Origin of the sequence: Paractinoplanes rhizophilus (assembly GCF_042664765.1) — a bacterium.
Taxonomy (GTDB): Bacteria; Actinomycetota; Actinomycetes; order Mycobacteriales; family Micromonosporaceae; genus Actinoplanes; species Actinoplanes rhizophilus.
Window position 1 is genome coordinate 72,851 of the sequence record NZ_JBHTBJ010000017.1, and the last position, 19,969, is coordinate 92,819.

A 19,969-nucleotide genomic window follows, 5' to 3' on the forward strand; every position below is an offset into this window, starting at 1 on the left:
GCTAGGCTGGCGGGGCGATGGATACCCGAACCGGTCTGCCCGTAGTCGGCATGGTGGGCGGCGGCCAGCTGGCCCGGATGACCCACCAGGCCGCCATTTCCCTCGGCCAGTCACTGCGCGTGCTCAGTGCCTCGCCCGACGACAGCGCCGCCCTGGTCGCGGCCGATGTGCGCATCGGCACCCACACCGATCTCGCGGCGCTGCGCGAGTTCGCCAAGGGGTGCGAGGCCGTCACGTTCGATCACGAGCACGTGCCGACCGAGCACATCGAGGCGCTCGAGGCCGAGGGCGTCAAGATCTTCCCGGGATCGAGGGCGCTGGTGTTCGCCCAGGACAAGGGGCGGATGCGGGAGCGGCTCGCGGCGCTGGGCGCGCCGGTGCCGCGCTGGCGGCGCGCCGAGACGGCGGCCGACATCGAGAGCTTCGCGGACGGGTCCTGGCCCGTCGTGGTCAAGGCCGTCCGCGGGGGGTACGACGGGCGCGGCGTCTGGATGCTCTCGTCGGCGGCCGAGGCTGCCGCGCTTCTCGAAAGCGGCACGCCGTTGCTCGTCGAGGAGCGGGTGCCGTTGCGGCGCGAGCTCGCCGCGCTGGTGGCCCGGTCGCCGTTCGGCCAGGTCGCGGCGTACCCGGTGGTCGAGACCGTGCAGCGGGACGGCATCTGCGTCGAGGTGCTGGCGCCCGCGCCCGGACTCTCCGAGGCGCGCGCGATCGAGGCGCAGCAGCTCGCCATCGACCTGGCCAACGCGCTCGGCGTGGTGGGGCTGCTCGCCGTCGAGCTGTTCGAGACCGCCGAGGGCATCGTGGTGAACGAGCTCGCGATGCGGCCGCACAACTCCGGCCACTGGACGATCGAGGGCGCCCGCACCTCGCAGTTCGAGCAGCACCTGCGGGCGGTCCTCGACTACCCGATGGGCGCGACCACGCTCACCGCGCCGGCCGTGGTGATGGCGAACGTGCTGGGCGGCGCGGCCGGCGGGATCTCGATCGACGAGCGGCTGCACCACCTGTTCGCGACCGACCCGGGCGCCCGGGTCCACCTGTACGGCAAGCAGGTCCGGCCGGGCCGCAAGATCGGGCACGTGACCGTGCTGGGCGACGACATGACGTCGGTGCGGGCCCGCGCGGCCCGGGCCGCCAAGTGGCTTCAGGAGGGTTCGTAATGGCGCCGGTCGTCGGCATCATCATGGGCAGCGATTCGGACTGGCCCACGATGGAGGCGGCGGCGCTGGCCCTCGCCGAGTTCGAGGTGCCGTTCGAGGTGGGGGTGGTCTCGGCCCACCGCACCGTCCGCAAGATGGTGGACTACGCCGAGTCGGCGGCCGGCCGTGGCATCAAGGCCATCATCGCCGGTGCGGGCGGCGCGGCCCACCTGCCCGGCATGGTGGCGGCGCTGACGCCGCTGCCGGTGATCGGCGTGCCGGTGCCGCTCAAGCACCTCGACGGGATGGACTCGCTGCTGTCCATCGTGCAGATGCCGGCCGGGGTGCCGGTGGCCACGGTCTCGATCGGGGGAGCGCGCAACGCGGGGCTGCTCGCCGTGCGCATCCTCGGCGCGTCGGATCCGGCGCTGCGGGCCCGGATGGCGGCCTTCCAGGCGGGGCTGGAGAAGCTGGTGGAGGAGAAGGACACGGCGCTGCGGCAGCGCCTGCTCGGCTAGTCTCCGGCCATGCTGCGGCGGTGGGGGTTGTCCGGGGTCCTGTTCGCGCTCGCGGCCGCCTATGGCGGGGCGCGGCTGCTGGACGATCGGCTGGTGGGAGCGGTGCTGTTCGTCGGCTTCTTCGCCGCGCTCGGCGTGGTGGTCTCGCCGTGGATGTTCCCGCGGTCGGTCAGCGCGGCCGAGGCCGCACGGTTGAGCGCCGCGGACGGGCGGCCGATTGTCTATTGGCGCCTGCGCTGCCCCTGGTGCCTGCGACTGCGGTGGGCGCTGCGCGGCCGGGCCGGCCGGCTGCACTGGGTCGACGTCTGGAAGGACCCGTCGGCGGCCGCGTCGGTGGAGGCGGTGCCCACCGTCGTGCTCAACGGGACGACGCTGGTCAATCCGACGGCGTCGGCGGTGCGGGAGCTGGTGCGGTAGCGTCACGGCCATGATGCGCCGTTGGGGTCTGTCGATCAGCATGTTCGTCCTGGCGCTGGCGTTCGGCGTGTCCCAGCTCGTCGCCGGGTCCGTGGGCGCGGCGGTCGGCCTCTTCGTTGTGTTCGCGATCATCGCGGTGCTGGTGTCGCCGCGGGCGTTCCCGAAGTCGATCGCCGACGCCGAGGCGCGGTCGCGGAGCGCGGCCGATGGGCGGCCGATCGTTTACTGGCGGCCGGGGTGCCCGTTCTGCATGCGGCTGCGGGCGGCGATCGGCCGCGACGCCCATCGCCTGCACTGGGTGGACATCTGGTCCGACCCGGAGGGCGCGGCGTCGGTGCGCGCGGTGGCCGACGGCAACGAGACCGTGCCCACGGTGATCGCGGGCGGCGAGGCGATGGTCAACCCCCAGCCCGAACGGGTGCGCGAGCTCGTCCGCACCTGATCGCCCTTGGCGTGCCGGGTCGCGCGGTCGGTGCGGCCGCGGGATCTTGATGATGTGCGGTTCGGGGCGTGCGCGAACTAATCAATGTGCTGGGTGATCGCGTTGGCGTGCCGGGTCGCGTGGTCGGTGTGGCCGCGGGATCTTGATGATGTGCCGTTCGCGGCGCGCGCGAACTAATCAACTTGCGCCGCGGCCAGGCGTGCTCACCGGAAGTATGTCGATATTTCCGGATATATCAGCGCCACCGGTGTCGGCGATGCGCTCGGTGGGCAGGGCGTGGGTGCCGGCGGAGATGCGTCGGCGCCGGGTGCCGGGCCCGGGTGCGGGTTGCCGGGGTCAGCGCATCTTCACCAGGGCGTCGCGCAGGCCCTCGCGGGTGCGCCGCCTGTTCTCGTTGGTGGCGCCGAAGATCAGCAGGACGATGCCGAGCGGCAGCAGCACCAGCCACGGGCCGACCAGCGTGACCGCGAAATGGATCGCGGTGATCGCCGTGGCGACCGCGCCGACCACCACCGGCGCCTGCTGGCGGTAGGTCGAGCCGACGATCAGCGTGGCCACGGCGGCCAGCAGCAGCAGAACCTCGCGCAGGTCGCCGCCGTTGCCGGCCAGCACGATGCCGATCGTGGGGACGAACGCGGCGAGCAGCGCCGGGCCGTACGCGGCCCAGCTGCTCAGGTCGGTGCGCGTGCGGGACTCGACCACGCCCACCGCCAGGGCCAGCGCGGCGAACGGCAGCGTGTACGCCTCGGGGAGCGCGACGTCGGCGAGCGCGATGAACAGCCACCAGCCGACGATCTCGAAGCCGACGGCCAGCCAGAACAGCAGGCGGCGCTGGCTGGGCGAGCGGCCGGTGCGGGAGGCGGCGAGGCCGAGCACGGCGCCCCACGCGGCCAGCAGCGCGGCCAGGTGGGCGGGCGAGTCGAAGGCCAGCGCGCCGGCCAGCACCGCGGACGTGTAACCGGCCCACTCGACCGTGGTGGCCTCGGCGCGGTATTGCGGCAGGCCGAGCCGGGGGACCGTGGCCTCGATGATCAGCAGGCCGGCGCCGACGCCCAGCACGCCGAAGGCGGCCCATTCCCGGGTCACCCCGCCCGCGATGGCGGCGGCCAGCACGAACAGCTGGGCCATCACGGCGGCGAACAGCCAGCCCAGGATGCGGGCCGTCTGGGTGCGGCCGGCCAGCGCGGCGACCAGGCCGACGCCGACCGCGGAGCCCAATGTGAACAGCGTGAGGTCCTGCCGGGCCAGGCTGCCGGCCAGGCCGGCGTTGCCGGCGAGCAGGCCGATCACGAAGACGATCGTGCGGGTGGTGCGCAGCAGGCCGGCGCGCCCGCCCGCGGGTGGTGGGGTGAGGGCGAGGCCGAGCATGGCGATCGTGAAGACCACCAGGCCGGCGGTGGTGGCCGCCGGGAACGGCGCGTGCAGCGCGATCGGCGCGATCAGGATGGTGATCGCCACGCCGGGCAGGATGACCGGCACGGCCTCGGACGTCTTGCCGCCGAAGCCGATCGCGGCCAGCGCCGCGGCCCCGGTGAGCAGGACGATCGCCAGGACGCTGGTGGCGTCGACGTAGCCGGACGCGGGCTGGGACAGCGCCGGGATCGGGCCGTCCCAGATGTGGCGCATCTGCTGCAGCGGGTCGACCAGCGCGGCTCGCAGGGCCGGCGTGATCGAGAAGATCGCCAGCAGGGTCGGCACCAGGGCGAGCACGACGGCGCTGGTGGCCGGGTCGACCAGCCAGCGGTTGCTGAGGCCGCTCGGGCGCAGGCTGGTCCAGCGGGCCGCGTATCGGGAGCCCGACCACGACCGGGAGCGCGCGACGGTGAGGCCGGGCGCGGGGATCGCGCCGCGCAGGAGCTCGGCCAGCACGCCGAGCAGGGCCGCGGCGGCGGCGTAGAGCGCGGTGGAGTAGTCGGTGGGGATGGACGCGAACGCGGTGATCGTCGCGCCGAGCACCAGGCCGACCGTGGCCCACGGCAGATATTGCGGTATCCAGCGGGCGATCAGCGCGAGCAGCGCCAGGCTGAGGCTCGAGGCGGCCAGCGCCGCGGTCAGCACGACCTGGGCGCCGCTGCTCTCGGCCCCGTAGTCCTGGGCGGCGGCGAGCGCGGCGAAGACGCCGGGCAGCGCGAGCAACATCGCGCCGGTGGCGGCGCCGCCGATCTGGGCGCGGTGCCGCGGCATGCCGGTGTCGTCGCGGGCCAGATCGGCCTCGGTGACGACCGGCGACCAGAAGCCGCCGCTGTCCAGGGGCGCGTCCTCGGGGGCGACGGTGTAGGCGACCGGGGTGCGGGCCATGACCGCGGTGAGCGCGCCGATGGCCGCGATGATCAGCAGGGCGGCGCCGGTGGACCAGGGCCGGGCGAGACCGGCGCCGGCCGCGTGCAGGAGCACGGCGGCCGCGGCGACGGCGCGGCTGAGGGCGGCGCGCGGGTCGGTGGCAGCGACCGCGGCCATCGCGTACGCGACGCCGACCGCGCCCCCGACCAGCAGCGGCGACCACCACGGCAGGCCGATCGCGAACGGCGTGCCGATCGCGGCGAGCGCGCCGGCCGTCGCCGAGATCGCGTACGACCACGGGCGGGGCGCCGCGAACGCGGCCGCGATGGCCACCACGATCAGCGCGAACGGCGCCTGCCAGGCGCCGGCCGGGGCGGTCGTTGGGTACTGCGTCAGGTCGCCGGCCCAGACCGGTCCGTGCAGGGCGATGATCTTGACGCCGCCGGCCAGCGCTTGCCAGCCCGCGATCGCGCCGACCACGACGCCGGCGAGCGCGAGACCGCGCACCGGGCCGCGCCGCCAGTCGTCGGGCAGGGCGGCCACGCCGAGCGCGACGATCAGCACCACCACGCCGGCCACGGCGAGCGGCGCCTCCGGGAAGGCCAGGGCGAACACCCGGGCCAGCGCGCCGCAGATGGCGACCGTGGCGGCAGCCGCGGCGATGTCGGGCCCGTCCAGCACCCGGTCGCTGCGCCGCCCGTTGTCGATCGACTTGGCGAAGAACAGCAGGCCGGCCGCGATCAGCAGCAGCGCGCCGACCCAGATGTCGGGCGCGGTCGCGCCCGGGGCGAGCAGCGCGGCCAGGGCCAGCGCGACCGCGCCGAGGCCGGCGCCGGCGGTGAGCGGCACGCTGATCTCGCGGCGGGCCACCTGGAAGACGGCCGCGTAGCTCAGCGTCGCGGCCACGGCCAGGAAGCCGACCGCCAGGGCGGGCACCGTGACCGCCTCGGTGGGCGGCGGGCCGGCGCCCTTGTCGGAGACGGCGAGCGCGCCGGTGACCACCGCGCCGGGCAGGGCGAGCGCGGCGGCGCCGGACGCCCAGTCGCCGACCAGCCACGCGTACAGCCGGATCGGGATCTGCCGGGCCGCCACGGCGATCATCACGCCGGCCCCGGCCAGCGCGGTGAGCACGGCCGCGGTGAGCCAGGAGGCGCTGAGCGCGGCGCCCGCGCCGAACAGGCCGACCGTGCCGGCCGCGGCCACGTGCGTGACGGCGATGCGCTTGGTGCCGGCGGCGAGGCCCGCGCCGCCGATCGCGATGGCCGCCAGCACCAGCGGCCAGGGCGCCTCCGACCAGCGCAGCCCGAGGGAGGCGGGCACGGCCAGCGCGGTCAGCGCCACACCGATCACGGCGCCCTCGTGCCGCCAGTTGCGCGGCAGGGCCAGCGCGGCGGCGATGGTCAGCAGCAGCGCGCTCAACGCGAGCAGCCAGCCGGACGGGCCGGCCGCGTCGGCGATCTTCTGCGCGTACGCGGCCGTGTCGGCGTGCCAGATCGGGCGGGCGGCCGACAGCGGCGCGAGCGCGGCCCGCAGGCCGTCGATGGTGAGGAAGACGCCCAGGATGACCAGCGCGCACGCCGAGGCGATCTCGGGGCCGACCCGGACCGGCTGCGGCAGCAGGCCGACGACCGCGCCGGCGACCGCGACCGTGGCGGCCGCCACGACCAGCGTCCAGCGCGGGTCGACCACGTCGGCCGTCCGGGCCGCCGAGCCGATCACGGCCAGCGTGAGCACGCCCCCGGTGATGTTGCGGGCCGGCAGGTTGTCGAGCAGGCCGGCCGCGGCCACGGCGACGAGCGCGGCCAGCACCAGCACGAGGCTCGAGCGCATCGCGTCGGGCACCGCCCGGGCCTGCAGCAGCGCCACCGAGGAGTAGAGCAGGGCACCCGCGCTGGCCACGCAGAGCAGCGCGAACGTGAGCTCGCGAAGCCAGTCGGCCGAGGGCGGGGTGGCCGGCGGCGCGAGCGGGACCGAGCCGGCGGGCGGGGCGCCGGCCGGGCGGGGGCCGGGGAAGATCCGGGTACGCAGCCAGCGCCGCCGCGGGCCGGTCATCCCCGAGATGATCAGGTCGGGCTCCTCCGGCAGCGACTCCGGGCGCGGCGGGGCGTCCGCGCTGTATGAACCGGGGTCGGCCGGGTCGCCCCGGCGCAGGTAGTCGGCCGCCCCGGCGTCGGCGGCGGCCAGCGTCTCGCGGTCGGCCCCGACCGGGCGGCCGATCGGCCACTGCGGCACCAGCCGTCCGCTGCGGATCACGGTGGTGAGCAGCAGCAGGTCGAGCACGGCCACCACGGTCAGGGCCATGCCCCAGCCGGCCGGGCTCTCGATCGACGGGTACGCGAGCAGCAGCGGCACCGGCTGGAGCGCGACGACGGTGGCGTACCGGGGCGCGCTCAGGCGGGTGGCCGTGGCGTACAGGAAGGCGGCCACCGACGTGATCGCGAAGGTGACGCCCAGATAGATCTGCAGGGAGACCCGGGGCCCGTCGGCCAGGCTGGTGCCGTGCAGCACGTACAGCGTCATCGGCAGCAGCGCGAGGCCGACGGCGGCGATCGTCTCGGCGGTGGAGCTCAGCCCGCGCTGGGCGATGCCGGGCGCCGCCACCAGCGCGATCGCGGTGAAGATGGCCAGGATGAGGGCGCGGGCGAGCGGGCTGCTCACCGCGACGCCGGCGAAGACCACCGCGGCCACGCCGATGAGCAGCGCGCCCAGGGCGAGCAGGATGTTCTGCACCGACTGGGTGGAGGCCTCGGGCGGGTGCTGCTCGCCGCCGGTGAAGCCGGCCCGGCGCGGGGGCGGCGCGACCCGCTCGGTCGGCGGCGGGTCGTCGACCAGCGCGGTCACCCCGTCGGTGGCGACCCCGGGCGGACCGGTGTGCGGCGAGCCCGGGGGCGCCCACTCGGGGCGCGGACCGGTGCCCCCGCCGCGCCGGCGACCGGTCGTGCCGGAGCCGGTCGTGCCGGAGCCGGTCGTGCCGGAGCCGGTCGTGGCGGAGCTGCCCGTGGCGGAGTTGCCCGTGGCGGAGCCCGTTGCCGCGGCACCCGTCGGCCCGGAGCCGGCCGATGCCGAGCCCGTCGTCGGGGAGCCGGTCGTCATGGTGGGCGGCGGGCCGGCCGGCCGGGCGCCGGGCGGGGGCGGCGGCGCCTCGGTCATCGGCGTGGCGCCGGGCGGTGGCGGGGCGCCACTGGGCCGGGCGCCGGGCGGGGGCGGCGGCGCCTCGCCGCGATGACCCGACGGCGCGGGCGGCGGCGTCTCGCCGCGGTGACCCGAGGGCGGGGGCGGCGGCGCGAACTCTTCGGCGGGCTTACGCCGTACGCGTCGGGATTTTGCGGCTTTTTTGGCTTTTGATTGTTGGTTGGCGTGCGCCAGGATGTCCCGCTGGAACTGGGCCGCCTGGATCTTGGCGGCGATGGTGGTGCGCTCCTTCGCGGCGGCCATGTCGCGGATCTTCAGTTCCGCGATCGAGGCATCGATCCGGGCCAGCTCCTCGTCGTAGCTGTCGGACTTCCCTGCCTGCCCCACGGCACCTCCTCGACCCCCGGCCGGCGGCTCGATCATCAGGGGACAACTAGAGCATGCCGGTCCGACACCTCATTAGAACAGGCTCACGCGGGCGGAGATCTATGGAAACGGGCGCGAAACGCCGCGAACGTTGTCACGCCGGCGGGCGACCCATCCCCCGATAGGTCCACCCGGCGCGCACCCACTGGGCCGGGTCCAGGCAGTTCCGGCCGTCGATGACCCGTTTCGCGGCGACCAGCCCGCCCAGCACCGCCGGATCGGCGTTGCGGAACTCCGCCCACTCGGTGGCCACCACCACGAGCTCAGCTTCATTCACGGCGTCGGTCAGCGACTCCGCGTAGCCGAGCGCGGGCTGGGCGCGGCGGGCGTTCGCCATCGCCTGCGGGTCGTAGACCCGCACCTCGGCCCCGGCCGCGGCCAAGGCGGCCGCGGCGGCGAGGCTGGGCGCGTCGCGTACGTCATCGGAATTGGGCTTGAACGCCGCGCCCAGCACGGCCACCCGCGTGCCGGAGAGGTCCGGCCCGGCCGGGCCGACCGGCCGGCCGAGCAGCTCGGCCGCGAGATGGAGCACCCGGCCCCGCCGCCGCGTGTTGATCAGGTCGACCTCGTGCAGGAAGCGCAGCGCCTCGCCCGCGCCCAGCTCCTGCGCCCGCGCCTGGAACGCGCGGATGTCCTTGGGCAGGCAGCCGCCGCCGAAACCCAACCCCGCCTGGAGGAACTTGTTGCCGATCCGCGGGTCGTAGCCGATCGCCCGGGCCAGCTGGGTGACGTCCGCGCCGGCCACCTCGCAGACCTCGGCCATCGCGTTGATGAAGCTGATCTTCGTGGCCAGGAACGCGTTCGCGGCCACCTTCACCAGCTCCGCCGTGGCGAAGTCGGTGATCACCAGCGGCACCTCGCGGTCCTCGGTGGCGGCCAGGTCGAAGACGCCCTTGTGCGCGGCCGCGAGCAGGTCGTTCGCCCACGCGGAACGCACCCCGGCGACGATCCGGTTGGGGCGCAGCACGTCCTCGACCGCGAAGCCCTCCTGGAGGAACTCCGGGGACCACGCCACCTCGACACCGAGCGCCGGGTCGGCGAGCTTCGCGACCAGTTGCTCGACCCACGAGGCCGTGCCCACCGGCACGGTGGACTTTCCGACGATCAGGGCCCGCCTTTTGATCAGCGGCGCCAGCTGGGTCACCGCCTGCTCCACGTACGTGAGATCGGCGCCCATCCCGTCGCCGCGCTGCGGCGTGCCCACGCAGATGAAATGCACCTCCGCCCGGTTCGCGGCGTCGGCGTAGTCGGTGCTGAAGCTCAGCCGGCCCTTCGCCAGGTTGCGGCGGAGCAGGTCGTCCAGGCCGGGCTCGTGGAACGGTACCCGGCCGCCCGTCAGTGCCTGGATCTTGGCCCGGTCCACGTCGACGCCGATCACCTCGTAGCCCAGCTCGGCGAAGCAGATCGCGTAGGTGGCGCCCAGATAGCCGGTGCCCAGGAACGACAGGCGGGGAAGTGTCACACTCGGGCTAACGATCGAGCCCCTGGTGGGCGAGCGCTACGCGCCAGTAACATAGCGTCGGGTTTCCTCGTTGCGAAAGGGCCACCGCCATGTCTGAGTTCGACGTCTACCGCCTGCCGGAGGATCACGAGACCATCCGCGCTGCGGTGCGTGAGGTCTGCGACGCGCGGGTGGCGCCCAACGCCGCCGAGGCGGACGAGACCGGCGAGTTCCCCAAGGCCTCGTACGACGCGCTGCGGTCGTCGGACTTCCACGCGCCGCACATCCCCGTCGAGTACGGCGGCGCGGGCGCGGACGCGCTCGCCACGGCGATCGTGATCGAGGAGGTGGCGCGGGCGTGCGCCTCGTCGTCGCTGATCCCGGCGGTGAACAAGCTCGGCACGATGCCGCTGCTTCTCTCGGCCTCCGACTCCTTGAAGCAGCAGTATCTGCCCAAGGTCGCTTCCGGGGAGGCGATGTTCTCGTACTGCCTGTCGGAGCCCGAGGCGGGTTCCGACGCGGCCTCGATGACCACGCGAGCCGTACGCGATGGGGATTTTTATGTTCTCAACGGCGTGAAGCGGTGGATCACCAACGCCGGGGTGTCCGAGTACTACACGGTCTTCGCGGTGACCGATCCCGCCGCCCGGTCGCGCGGCATTTCCGCATTTGTCGTGGAAAAGTCGGATGAAGGGGTGTCTTTCGGGGCGCCGGAGAAGAAGCTGGGGATCAAGGGGTCGCCGACCCGCGAGGTCTACCTCGACAACGTCCGCATCCCGGCGTCCCGGATGATCGGGGCCGAGGGCACCGGCTTCGCCACCGCCATGAAGACCCTCGACCACACCCGGGTGACGATCGCGGCCCAGGCCATCGGCATCGCGCAGGGGGCGCTCGACTTCGCGCGGGGGTACGTCAGGGAGCGCAAGCAGTTCGGCAAGCCGATCGGCGACTTCCAGGGCATCCAGTTCATGCTGGCCGACATGGGGATGAAGCTCGAGGCGGCCCGCCAGCTGACCTACGCCGCGGCCGCCAAGAGCGAGCGCGGCGACGCGGACCTGACGTACTTCGGCGCGGCGGCGAAATGCTTCGCCTCCGACGCCGCCATGGAGATCACGACGGACGCGGTGCAGCTGCTTGGGGGGTACGGGTACACGCGCGACTACCCGGTCGAGCGCATGATGCGGGACGCCAAAATCACCCAGATCTACGAGGGTACGAACCAGGTGCAGCGCATCGTGATGGCGCGGCAGCTCCTCAAGGACTGATAGAGGCGAGTTTTAGCAGGTCAGCTTGGGTTCAGAGCAGGGTCGACTGTCGACAGTCGGCCCTGTTTTCGGCCCTGCTCTGTGATTTCGGCGTCGTCGAGCCCGTGAAGGTAGCGGAGGTCGATGACAGTGCGTTGGCGGCCCTGGCGCAGCGCCAGGCGGTTTTGCATCCCGGCCGAGAATCCCGTTACCTGCGCGGACGTGGTGGGCGCGGCAAGGTTGTGCTCCAGAGGTCGACTGTGGCGGGCGGCGAGCGCGTCCAGGACGTCGGCCGCTGCGGCGACTGGAAGGCGCAGGTGGGTGGCGATCTCCGTTAGGAAGGGTTCGCGGCGTAGCTGTTGGTGCAGGTCGTCCCGTGCCTGGCTGATACGGGCGGCGCTTGCCCGCAGGTCGGCGGAGGTGCCGGACTGCCATTCGCGCCGGGCTTCGTGACGCACCTCGCCGAAGATCCATTTGCGCAGGTACGGCACGAAGTCACCACAGCGGGGGTTGTGTCCGTCCACGGCCTTGACCAGGGCGACAGTCCACGCGTTCGCGGCGTCGCCAGGCTCGGGCAGGCAGCGCGCTTCCCGTTTGGCGAGTCGGCGGGCGAGATCGGCGTTGTCGCCGATGAGGTTGGCCCGCAACCGTGAGCGCTCTCCATCGGCGGTTTGCGGGTCGCGCAGCTCACGGAACATGCCGCGGAGCCGGCGCCCGTCGGCCTGGACGCGCAATATGCTGTTGGTGTTATACTCAAGTTATGCTGATCGACTGGTCGAGCGAGTTCGACAGATGGTTGACCGAGCTCGAGCGCCGAGCAGCTGACGGGCAGAGCAGGGCGGAAGAGCAGCTCGATCTTGTTACTGCCCAGTTGGAATACCTTCAGGATCTCAAGAACCGCCCGCGGACGACACTCCGACGCTCAAGCGCGTCCGCCAGTCCAGGACTCACGAGGTTTGGCGGCTGTCGCACCCGTTCCGGAACGGTGTTGCGATCAGGCTGATCGTCTGGTTTCCAGTCGATGCCCCGCCGGTCATCGTGTTGTTCGGCAATGACAAGGCACAAATGGGTGACGTGTTCTACAACAGCGTCGGCAGCCGCGCCGATCAGGTGATCGCGGCCTACTTGAGGCAGACAGATGGAGGCACCGATGGCTAGCCAGCCCACGGGCATCGATTCCACCGAGTTCGTCGGCACTGACGCCGCGCAGGCCCGAATCGACCGGCTGCGAGCACGCCGCGGGGCGACCGGCCGCGTCGACACCATTCGCGCGGAGATGGCCGAAACCGACCGCATCTACGCTGAGAACATCGCCGCGGTTCGCAAGGCGGCCGATCTCACTCAAGTTGAGCTGGCCAAAGCCATGGGCGTCGCGCAGTCCGAGATCAGCCGGATCGAGAGCCGCCCCGACATGCTGCTGTCGACACTCGCCAGTTATCTCGCCGCCGCCGGTGACCGCCCTCGCGTCGTCGTCACTATCGCTGGACACGACGTCGAAGTCGACCTCACCCCGCTCATCCGCGGGTAGCGGGCAATTTCAAGATCGGCGGCTGCTGTATCTGACCTGGCTGCTGTGTGTGCGGGATACGTGACCTTCTGCGCCGTTCGCGGGACCGGCGGGATCTCGGCGACGGGCGAGGTGGCGGTGGAGGCGGCCGCGGGGCTGGCCGCCGGACCGGCATCGAGGCCGGCCGGGGGAGTGGCCGGTGCTTGCGTGCCACAGGCCGCGACGGCCAGGGCGGTGGCGATCCACAAGCGGGCACGGTGGGCCATGCGTCTTCCCTTCGGTGTACGTCACTGCGCACCTGACGTATGCCACAGACGCGAGGTTGCTTCGGGTAGCGGAATCACCGGGATACTGGCCCTCGATCGATATACGTACTTGAATAACCGGATGGCCGAGGACTATGGATGGGTGCCGGACGGTGTGGACATCACGGTTCCGGACGCGTCGCGGGTTTACGACTACGCGCTCGGCGGCGTGCACAACTTCACCGTGGACCGGGAGTTCTGGCACCGCGCGGAGGCGGCGTTCCCCGGGGCGGCCCTGATCGCCCGCGCCAACCGGGCCTTCCTCGGCCGGGCCGTGCGCTGGCTCGCCGGCGCGGGAGTGCGGCAGTTCCTGGACATCGGATCGGGCATCCCGACGCTGGGCAACGTGCACGAGGTCGCGCAGGAGGCCAGCCCGGACGCCCGGGTCATGTACGTCGACATCGACCCGATCGCGGTGCAGCAGAGCCGCAGCCTGCTCGACGGCAACCCGTACGCCCACGTGATCGAGGGCGACCTGCGCGACCCGGAGGGCATCCTCTATCACCCCGACGTGCTGCGCCTGATCGACTTCTCCGAGCCGGTGGCGGTGCTGACCGTGGCGGTCCTGCATTTCGTGCCCGACTCGGCCGACCCGGCCGGGATCCTCAAGCGGCTCGGCGATTCGCTGGTCTCCGGTAGCTACCTCGTCCTGTCGCACGCCGGGCCGGAGCCAACTCCCGAGGGGCGGGAGGCGCAAGAGCGCGTCCGCAAGCTCTACGAGCGCACCCCGACTCCGGTGATCATTCGCGGGCCGGAGCAGATCGCGGCGCTGATCGGCGACGATTTCGAGCTCGTGCCGCCGGGGGTGGCGAGCGCCACCGACTGGCATCCCGACCCCGACGAGGCGGACGATCCGCCGCAGCCGACGGCGCTGGTCGCGGTGGCGCGGAAACGATGAGGCCGGCGAGGGCCGATCTGGCCGAGGAGTGGCTGCGGGGCATCGCGCGTGCGGGCTTCGTCCCCGGCGTACGCGCCCGGGCCCGCGCCGCCCTTCAGGAGTTGCTCGAGGAGCTGGTCGCGGCCGTCCGCGCCGAGCCGTTCGACGCCTCCGTCGGGGATCGGATCGGCGCCGAGCTCGTCGACCTGCGGATGTCGGCGCCGCCGGTGATCGGGATGACCGTGCACCTGCTCGCGGCGGAGCTGCCCCCATTGATCGGGGGCGATCTTTCGATCGTACGTGTCCGGGTCCTTGATCTGCTGGAACACGTCACGACCGGGTTCGTGACCGCGCAGCGCAACGCGGCGGTCGGCGCCGCCGAGCAGATGAACCGATCCGAGAAGATCCACTGGCGACGGGTCCAGACCGACCTCCAGCAGCGCCTCCAGCACGACCCGGTGACCGGCCTGCCCAACGAGCAGCAACTGCGGCAGCACCTCGCGGCCGGCGACGGGATCGGGCTCTGCCTGCTCGGCATCGACCGCTTTCCCGAGCTCGCCGACACCCTCGGCCGCGACACCCTGCTCACCGCGGTCGCCGCGATGCTGCGGCAGCTCACCGGCGTTTTCGTGGCGCATCTCGGCAACGACGAATTCGCCCTGGTGGCCGAGGACCTGCCGAAGGTCGCCGACGAGGCCCGGCGGGTCCTGCTCCCGCTGCATGTGGACGTGCGGGCGGGCCTGGTCGAGGCGGCCGGCGGCGGAGCTCCGGACGACCGGCTGCGCGACGCGCGACTGGCGCTCGGCTGGGCCCGGCAGGACCGCCGCGACCACGCCGTCTTCGAGCCGGCCCGCGCCGAGGCCGACCGCCGCCGGCACCGCCTGGCCGCCGACCTCCCGTCCGCCCTGGACAACGGCGAGATCGTGGCGTATTACCAGCCGCTCTATCGCCTGGCCGACCGCGCGGTGATCGGCGCCGAGGCGCTGGCCCGCTGGCAGCGCCCCGGCGGCCCGCTGCTCGGCCCGCCCGACTTCATCACGCTCGCCGAGCACACCGGCCTGATCCGCCCGCTCGGCCGGCACGTACTCGAGCGGGCCTGCCGGCAGGCCGCGCGGTGGCGGCGAGCCGGGCACGACCTGATGGTCAGCGTCAACCTGTCGCCGTTGCAGCTCAGCGAGCCGACGCTGCCGGCCGACGTGGCGGACATCCTGCACCGGGCCGGCCTGCCGCCCGGCAACCTGCAACTGGAGATCACCGAGAGCGTCGCGCTGGATGACGGGTACGCCGCCCTCAGGCGCCTCGCCGACCTCGGCGTACGGCTGGCCATGGACGACTTCGGCACCGGCTATTCGAGCCTGTCCCTGCTGTCGAAGCTGCCGATCTCGACGGTCAAGCTGGCCGCCGAGTTCCTGGCCGAGCCCGCGGTCCTGCGGCACACGATCGCCCTGTGCCACGCCCTGGACCTGACCGTGACGGCCGAGGGGATCGAGACTGCCGAGCAGGAGGCGCTGCTGCGGTCGCTGGGCTGCGACACCGGCCAGGGCTACCACTTCGGCCGGCCATCCCCCGCCGACTCGCGCGGCTGTGTCGCCGGGTGCGGCTTCCATGTCGCTTGACTACCGGCTTGTCCTCGCCGGCGCGACCTCCGTCGAGGCGGTGACGGCGGGACCACTGGGTAGCCGAACCTCGGAGGGACGATGACCATCTCGCACGGCAGCCACCTGGCGGCCCGGGATCACTGCCTCAGCCCGGTGCGGTCGGTCGATCGGCCGACGGGGGCGGCGCGGTACGGGCGGATGTTTCCGCATCTGGCGCCGCTCGGCGCGGATCCGCAGCTGCTGATCCGGGCGGGCGACACCGGCGGGATCTGCGACGCGGCGGCGGTGCTGGATTCGCTGGCGCCGGGCGGGGACGACGCGACCGAGGCGGCGGGGTGGCCGTTCTTCGGGCAGCTGGTCGCGCACGACATCACGGCGGACCGGTCGGCGATCGACGGGGGCACCGACCCGGCGGCGCTGCGCAACGCGCGGGCGCCGAAGCTCGACCTGGAGATCCTCTACTCGGACGGGCCGGTGGGCTCGCCGTTCCTGTACGACGTGGGCGATCCGGCCAAGTTCCTGCTCGGGCCGGACGGCGGGGATGTGCCGCGCAACCAGCAGGGCACGGCGCTGATCGGGGACCCGCGCAACGATGTGCATCTGTTCTCGCTGAGCCTGCACGTGGCCCTGCTGCGCGCGCACAACGAGATCGTGGACCGGCTGCGGGCGGACGGGGTGCCGCCGGCCCGGGTCTTCGATCGGGCTCGGAACGTGCTGACCTGGCACTACCAGTGGGTGGTGGTGCACGATTTCCTGCCCCGGCTGGTGGGCGGCGACCTGGTCGGCGACGTGCTCGACGCCGGGGGACGGTGGTTCGCGCCCGCCGACGCGTTCATTCCGCTCGAGTTCGCGGACGCCGCTTATCGGTACGGGCACGGGCAGATTCGCCATTCGTATCGGCTCGTGGCCGGCGGACCGTCGTTCGCGCTCTTCCCCGATCTGGTGGGATTCGGGCCGCTGCCCGCCGATCGGCGGCTGGATCTGACCCAGATCTTCGACGTGCCGGGTCGTCCGCCGGCGCAGCGGGCCAAGCGGCTGGACGGGCGGCTGGCGGCCAGTCTGATCGGCCTGCCGTCGCAGGTGACGGGCGAGGTGCGGATGGGCGCGTACCGGTCGTTGGCGGTGCGTGACCTGCTGCGCGGGGAGACGACGAAGCTGCCCAGCGGGCAGGCGGTGGCCCGCGCGATGGGCGTGTCGCCGCTCACCGCGGAGGAGCTGGGGCAGCCGTGGTCGGAGGGCACGCCGTTGTGGTTCTACATCCTCAAGGAGGCGGAGAGCCGGGGGGACAACGGGGACCGGCTGGGGCCGGTGGGCGGGCGGATCGTGGCGGAGGTCTTGATCGGGCTGTTGCGGGCCGACCCGACCAGCTATTTGAGCGCGGAGCCGGATTGGCGGCCCACGCTGCCGGCGGCGGGGGCGGAGCTCGCCCTGGCCGATCTGATCATGATGGGGGCAGGCTAGGCCGTCATCCCGGCGGCCGGGGCGGTCGCGTCTCAGACGCGCCGGAGGACCGACACCACCTTGCCGAGGATCACGGCGTTGTTGCCGGGGATCACCGAGTACGCCGGGTTGCGGGGCACCAGGTCGACGTTGCGCCCGTCGGTGCGCAGCACCTTGACCGTGGCCTCCTCGTCGATCAGCGCGGCCACGATGTCGCCGTTTTCCGCGGTCTGCTGCTGGCGGACCACGACCACGTCGCCGTCGCAGATGGCGGCGTCGATCATCGAGTCGCCCTTGACGCGCAGGGCGAAGAGGGTGCCGCGGCCGACCAGGCTCTGCGACAACGTGTACTCGTCCTCGACGTGCTGGTCGGCCAGGATCGGCGTGCCGGCCGCGATCTGGCCGAGCAGCGGGACGCGAACGTCGTCGGCCCGCATCACCGCATCGGGTTTGTCGGCCGAGAGCGCCACGGCCCGCGAGCCGCGCGCGTCGCGGCGGATGTGGCCGTGCTCCTCGAGGACCTTGAGCTGGTGGGCGACCGAGGACGGAGAGGCGAGGCCGACGGCGGCCCCGATCTCGCGCATGGTCGGCGGATAGCCGTGCCGATCGACCCACTCGCGGATCATCGTGAGGATCTGTCGCTGTCGTGGTGTGAGCTCCGGCGCTGGGGAAGCCATGCCGTGACGATACTACATTTCTCGATCATTTGTGCTAATCGCCGTCGAACGGGTGACGGAAGCCGCCGGCCGGCGCCGGAAGGTCAGATGTAGCCGAGCTCGCCCGCGTCCTTGAGCTGGTCGACCAGCTGCTTGACCTCCTGCGCCCGGTCGCGGGGACAGACCAGCACCGCGTCGGGGCTGTCCACGATGACCAGGTCGCGGACGCCCATCGCGGCCACCAGCCGGCCGGTCGTCGGCACGACCACCAGGCCCTCGGTCTCGCGCAGCAGCACGCCCGGCTTGTTCTCGTCGGTGTGTCCGACCACGACGTTGCCGGCGGTGTCGGAGGCGAGCACCTCGCCGAGCGTGTGGAAGTCGCCCACGTCGTTCCAGCCGAAGTCGCCGGGAACGGTGCCGACCCGGCCGACCGTCGCCGCGCCCTCCATCACCGCGTAGTCGACCGAGATGCGCGGCAGCGTCGGCCAGACCTCGCCGAGCACCTCCTCGCGGGCCGGGGAGTCCCAGGCCTGGGCGATCCGGGAGATGCCGGCCGCGAGCTGCGGCTGCTGGCGGGAGAGCTCGGCCAGGAACACGTCGACCCGCCACACGAACATGCCGGCGTTCCACAGGTAGTTGCCGGATTTCACGTAGCTCTCGGCCACGTCGTACGACGGCTTCTCCTTGAACTCGGCGACCGCCAGCACCGGGCCGTCGCCGATCACGCCGCCGCACTCCAGGTAGCCGTACCCGGTCTCGGGGCGGGTCGGCGTGATGCCCAGCGTCATCAGCAGGCCCTGCTGGGCGCCGGCCGTCGCCTGCCGGATGACCTCGGTGAAATGCGCCTTGTCGGAGATCAGGTGGTCGGAGGCGAACGAGCCCATCACCGCTTCCGGGTCGCGGCGCGCGATCACGGCGGCGGCGAGCGCGATCGCGGCGCACGAGTCGCGCGGGGACGGCTCGACGAGGACGTTTTCCTCGGGCACGCCGGCGAGCTGGCGGGAGACGGCCGCGGCGTGCGCGACGCCGGTCACCACGAAGATCCGGTGGGGGTCGGTCAGCTCGTCGAGACGGTCCACCGTGGCCTGCAACAGGGACGCGTCGGTGCCGGTCAGCGGGTGCAGGAACTTCGGGTGACCGGCCCGCGAAAGGGGCCAGAGGCGTGTTCCGGTGCCGCCCGCCAGCACCACGCCGTACAGCGCACCCCGTTGCTCACTCATGCGCACAGAGTGTAGTGGCTCAGGAGGTCGCGACTCGTTTCCACGTGGTGACATGCACTTCCGCGCTCGAGGCCCAGGTGAATTCCTTGGCCCGGTCGAAGCCGGCCTTGGCCAGGGTGATCCGGCGCTGCTCGTCGTGCAGCAGGTCGGCCAGGTCGGCGGCGATCCGGTCGGGATCCTCCGTCGTGTACGCCACCGCGTCGCCACCCACCTCGGGCAGGGACAGCCGCGGCGTGGTCAGCACCGGGGTCGCGCAGGCCATCGCCTCGAGGATGGGCAGGCCGAAACCCTCGCCGAAGGATGGATAGCACGCCACCAGCGCGCCGCCGAGGAAGCCGGGCAGGTCGGCGTAGCGCAGATAGCCCGGGCGCAGCAGGCGCAGGTGCGACGGGACCTCGGCGACCGCGCGGTCGATCTCGTCGTCGTGGCCCTGGCCGCCGGCGAGCACCAGGGCCGGCGGGTGCGGCCAGTCGGCCACCGCGCGGGCCCAGCCGCGGATCAGGTTGGGCACGTTCTTGCGCGGCTCCTTGGCGCCGAGGAACGCCACATAGCCCGAGTCGCCCAGGCCCAGGCGGGCCCGGACACGGGCCTTCTCCTCCTCGGACGGGGCGTGGAAGGCGGCCTGGTCGACGCCGTGGTACGCCACGTCGATGCGGGTCGGGTCGGCGTCGAGCAGGCGGATCAGCTCGTCGCGGGTCGCCTTGCTCGGCACGATCACCCGCGCGGCGCGGCGCAGCGACGTCTTGATCGCGCTGCGGAAGAAGGTGCGCTTGGTGTTGTCGTAGTGCTCGGGCTCGGTGAAGAAGGTGGCGTCGTGCACGGTCACCGTCACCGGGCAGCCGGCCCGCAACGGGCAGGTGTAGAACGGCGAATGCAGCACCCTGGCGCCGACCTGCTGGGCGAGCAGCGGCAGGCCGGTCTGCTCCCAGGCGAGGCGGGCGGGACGGTGGGCGACGGCGGCGGGGCCGGCGATCACCTCGGCGTCGCCGAGCATGCGGCTGTAACGCTCCGCATCCGAACGCTGCGCCACGACGGCTAGATCGACCCGGTCGGGATCCAGCCGGCCGAGGGCGCCGAGGAGGCCGTCGACGTATCTGCCGACACCTCCCCGATCAGCGGGGACGCTGGTGGCGTCGACTAGCACTCGCGGGGGGCGACCGGCGGTCACGAGGCAACTCCCAAAGAGGTTGTAATTCAGACCACTGGCAAGCCTACGCCCGGAATGCATCGGGTACGTGACGGCGGCACCGCTTGATTCGCGGCGTTTCCCGGAACTCATTGCCCGTCCAGGATCGGTTACCCAGGGTGACGCGATTATCGTGGGAGC

15 protein-coding genes are annotated in these 19,969 nt (G+C 72.8%); 9 read left to right on the top strand and 6 right to left on the bottom strand.

Going from position 1 to position 19,969, the window contains the following annotated elements; all coding sequences use genetic code 11:
* Nucleotides 1-17: 17 nt before the first annotated feature.
* Genes ACFQS1_RS22750 through ACFQS1_RS22765 form a run of 4 tightly spaced genes read left to right on the top strand, consistent with a single transcriptional unit; the run spans nt 18 to nt 2,516 of the window.
* Nucleotides 18-1,160, top strand: coding sequence for a 5-(carboxyamino)imidazole ribonucleotide synthase (locus tag ACFQS1_RS22750; RefSeq protein WP_378971614.1), 1,143 nt, complete (start codon nt 18-20; stop codon nt 1,158-1,160).
* A complete protein-coding gene (gene purE, locus ACFQS1_RS22755) occupies nt 1,160-1,657 on the top strand; it encodes a 5-(carboxyamino)imidazole ribonucleotide mutase (RefSeq protein WP_378971616.1) in 498 nt (165 codons plus the stop codon). The genes ACFQS1_RS22750 and purE overlap by 1 nt, the downstream gene beginning before the upstream one ends.
* Before the next feature lie 9 nt (nt 1,658-1,666).
* The gene (locus ACFQS1_RS22760) at nt 1,667-2,074 is read left to right on the top strand and encodes a thioredoxin domain-containing protein (RefSeq protein ID WP_378971618.1); all 408 of its coding nucleotides are present in this window, start codon (nt 1,667-1,669) and stop codon (nt 2,072-2,074) included.
* A gap of 10 nt (nt 2,075-2,084) precedes the next feature.
* Nucleotides 2,085-2,516: a glutaredoxin domain-containing protein gene (locus ACFQS1_RS22765; RefSeq protein WP_378971620.1), complete on the top strand. Its 432-nt coding sequence runs from the start codon at nt 2,085-2,087 to the stop codon at nt 2,514-2,516.
* Nucleotides 2,517-2,852: 336 nt separating this feature from the next.
* On the opposite strand, the gene ACFQS1_RS22770 is transcribed toward ACFQS1_RS22765, so the two are convergent.
* Both ACFQS1_RS22770 and ACFQS1_RS22775 read right to left on the bottom strand, forming a co-directional pair.
* The gene (locus ACFQS1_RS22770; protein ID WP_378971622.1) at nt 2,853-8,315 is read right to left on the bottom strand and encodes an SCO7613 C-terminal domain-containing membrane protein; all 5,463 of its coding nucleotides are present in this window, start codon (nt 8,313-8,315) and stop codon (nt 2,853-2,855) included.
* A 133-nt stretch (nt 8,316-8,448) separates the two neighbouring features.
* On the bottom strand, nt 8,449-9,816 hold the full coding sequence (locus ACFQS1_RS22775; protein WP_378971624.1) for a UDP-glucose dehydrogenase family protein: 1,368 nt from the start codon (nt 9,814-9,816) through the stop codon (nt 8,449-8,451).
* An 89-nt stretch (nt 9,817-9,905) separates the two neighbouring features.
* Here ACFQS1_RS22775 and ACFQS1_RS22780 point away from each other — a divergent pair, with 89 nt between their 5' ends.
* Complete coding sequence (locus tag ACFQS1_RS22780; protein ID WP_378971627.1) at nt 9,906-11,060, top strand: acyl-CoA dehydrogenase family protein; 1,155 nt, start codon at nt 9,906-9,908, stop codon at nt 11,058-11,060.
* A gap of 20 nt (nt 11,061-11,080) precedes the next feature.
* On the opposite strand, the gene ACFQS1_RS22785 is transcribed toward ACFQS1_RS22780, so the two are convergent.
* Nucleotides 11,081-11,737, bottom strand: a complete 657-nt coding sequence (locus ACFQS1_RS22785) for a sigma-70 family RNA polymerase sigma factor (protein ID WP_378971629.1) — start codon at nt 11,735-11,737, stop codon at nt 11,081-11,083.
* A gap of 452 nt (nt 11,738-12,189) precedes the next feature.
* Here ACFQS1_RS22785 and ACFQS1_RS22790 point away from each other — a divergent pair, with 452 nt between their 5' ends.
* From ACFQS1_RS22790 to ACFQS1_RS22805, 4 genes are all read left to right on the top strand, one after another.
* Nucleotides 12,190-12,567, top strand: coding sequence for a helix-turn-helix domain-containing protein (locus ACFQS1_RS22790; protein WP_378971632.1), 378 nt, complete (start codon nt 12,190-12,192; stop codon nt 12,565-12,567).
* 366 nt (nt 12,568-12,933) lie between these two features.
* Entirely contained in the window at nt 12,934-13,749 is an 816-nt protein-coding gene (locus ACFQS1_RS22795; protein ID WP_378971634.1) for an SAM-dependent methyltransferase, read from the top strand.
* Nucleotides 13,746-15,344, top strand: a complete 1,599-nt coding sequence (locus tag ACFQS1_RS22800) for a putative bifunctional diguanylate cyclase/phosphodiesterase (RefSeq protein ID WP_378971637.1) — start codon at nt 13,746-13,748, stop codon at nt 15,342-15,344. The genes ACFQS1_RS22795 and ACFQS1_RS22800 overlap by 4 nt, the downstream gene beginning before the upstream one ends.
* Before the next feature lie 81 nt (nt 15,345-15,425).
* Nucleotides 15,426-16,787 (top strand): peroxidase family protein, encoded by a 1,362-nt coding sequence (locus ACFQS1_RS22805; RefSeq protein ID WP_378971639.1) that lies wholly within the window; start codon nt 15,426-15,428, stop codon nt 16,785-16,787.
* Nucleotides 16,788-16,819: 32 nt separating this feature from the next.
* Here the strand turns inward: ACFQS1_RS22805 and lexA are convergent, their stop codons facing one another.
* The 3 genes from lexA to ACFQS1_RS22820 all read right to left on the bottom strand — a co-directional run bounded on the left by lexA (nt 16,820) and on the right by ACFQS1_RS22820 (nt 19,810).
* Entirely contained in the window at nt 16,820-17,443 is a 624-nt protein-coding gene (gene lexA / locus ACFQS1_RS22810; protein ID WP_378971641.1) for a transcriptional repressor LexA, read from the bottom strand.
* An 83-nt stretch (nt 17,444-17,526) separates the two neighbouring features.
* Nucleotides 17,527-18,642, bottom strand: coding sequence for a mannose-1-phosphate guanylyltransferase (locus tag ACFQS1_RS22815; protein WP_378971644.1), 1,116 nt, complete (start codon nt 18,640-18,642; stop codon nt 17,527-17,529).
* Nucleotides 18,643-18,661: 19 nt separating this feature from the next.
* Nucleotides 18,662-19,810, bottom strand: coding sequence for a glycosyltransferase family 4 protein (locus ACFQS1_RS22820; protein WP_378971646.1), 1,149 nt, complete (start codon nt 19,808-19,810; stop codon nt 18,662-18,664).
* Nucleotides 19,811-19,969 lie beyond the last annotated feature (159 nt).

What these genes read in the sequence shown, in the direction of transcription:
- ACFQS1_RS22750 (WP_378971614.1), top strand. Translation starts at nt 18, where the DNA reads ATGGATACCCGAACCGGTCTGCCCGTAGTCGGCATGGTGGGCGGCGGC.
- purE (WP_378971616.1), top strand. Translation starts at nt 1,160, where the DNA reads ATGGCGCCGGTCGTCGGCATCATCATGGGCAGCGATTCGGACTGGCCC.
- ACFQS1_RS22760 (WP_378971618.1), top strand. Translation starts at nt 1,667, where the DNA reads ATGCTGCGGCGGTGGGGGTTGTCCGGGGTCCTGTTCGCGCTCGCGGCC.
- ACFQS1_RS22765 (WP_378971620.1), top strand. Translation starts at nt 2,085, where the DNA reads ATGATGCGCCGTTGGGGTCTGTCGATCAGCATGTTCGTCCTGGCGCTG.
- ACFQS1_RS22780 (WP_378971627.1), top strand. Translation starts at nt 9,906, where the DNA reads ATGTCTGAGTTCGACGTCTACCGCCTGCCGGAGGATCACGAGACCATC.
- ACFQS1_RS22785 (WP_378971629.1), bottom strand. Translation starts at nt 11,737, where the DNA reads ATGTTCCGTGAGCTGCGCGACCCGCAAACCGCCGATGGAGAGCGCTCA.
- ACFQS1_RS22790 (WP_378971632.1), top strand. Translation starts at nt 12,190, where the DNA reads ATGGCTAGCCAGCCCACGGGCATCGATTCCACCGAGTTCGTCGGCACT.
- ACFQS1_RS22795 (WP_378971634.1), top strand. Translation starts at nt 12,934, where the DNA reads ATGGCCGAGGACTATGGATGGGTGCCGGACGGTGTGGACATCACGGTT.
- ACFQS1_RS22800 (WP_378971637.1), top strand. Translation starts at nt 13,746, where the DNA reads ATGAGGCCGGCGAGGGCCGATCTGGCCGAGGAGTGGCTGCGGGGCATC.
- ACFQS1_RS22805 (WP_378971639.1), top strand. Translation starts at nt 15,426, where the DNA reads ATGACCATCTCGCACGGCAGCCACCTGGCGGCCCGGGATCACTGCCTC.
- lexA (WP_378971641.1), bottom strand. Translation starts at nt 17,443, where the DNA reads ATGGCTTCCCCAGCGCCGGAGCTCACACCACGACAGCGACAGATCCTC.
- ACFQS1_RS22815 (WP_378971644.1), bottom strand. Translation starts at nt 18,642, where the DNA reads ATGAGTGAGCAACGGGGTGCGCTGTACGGCGTGGTGCTGGCGGGCGGC.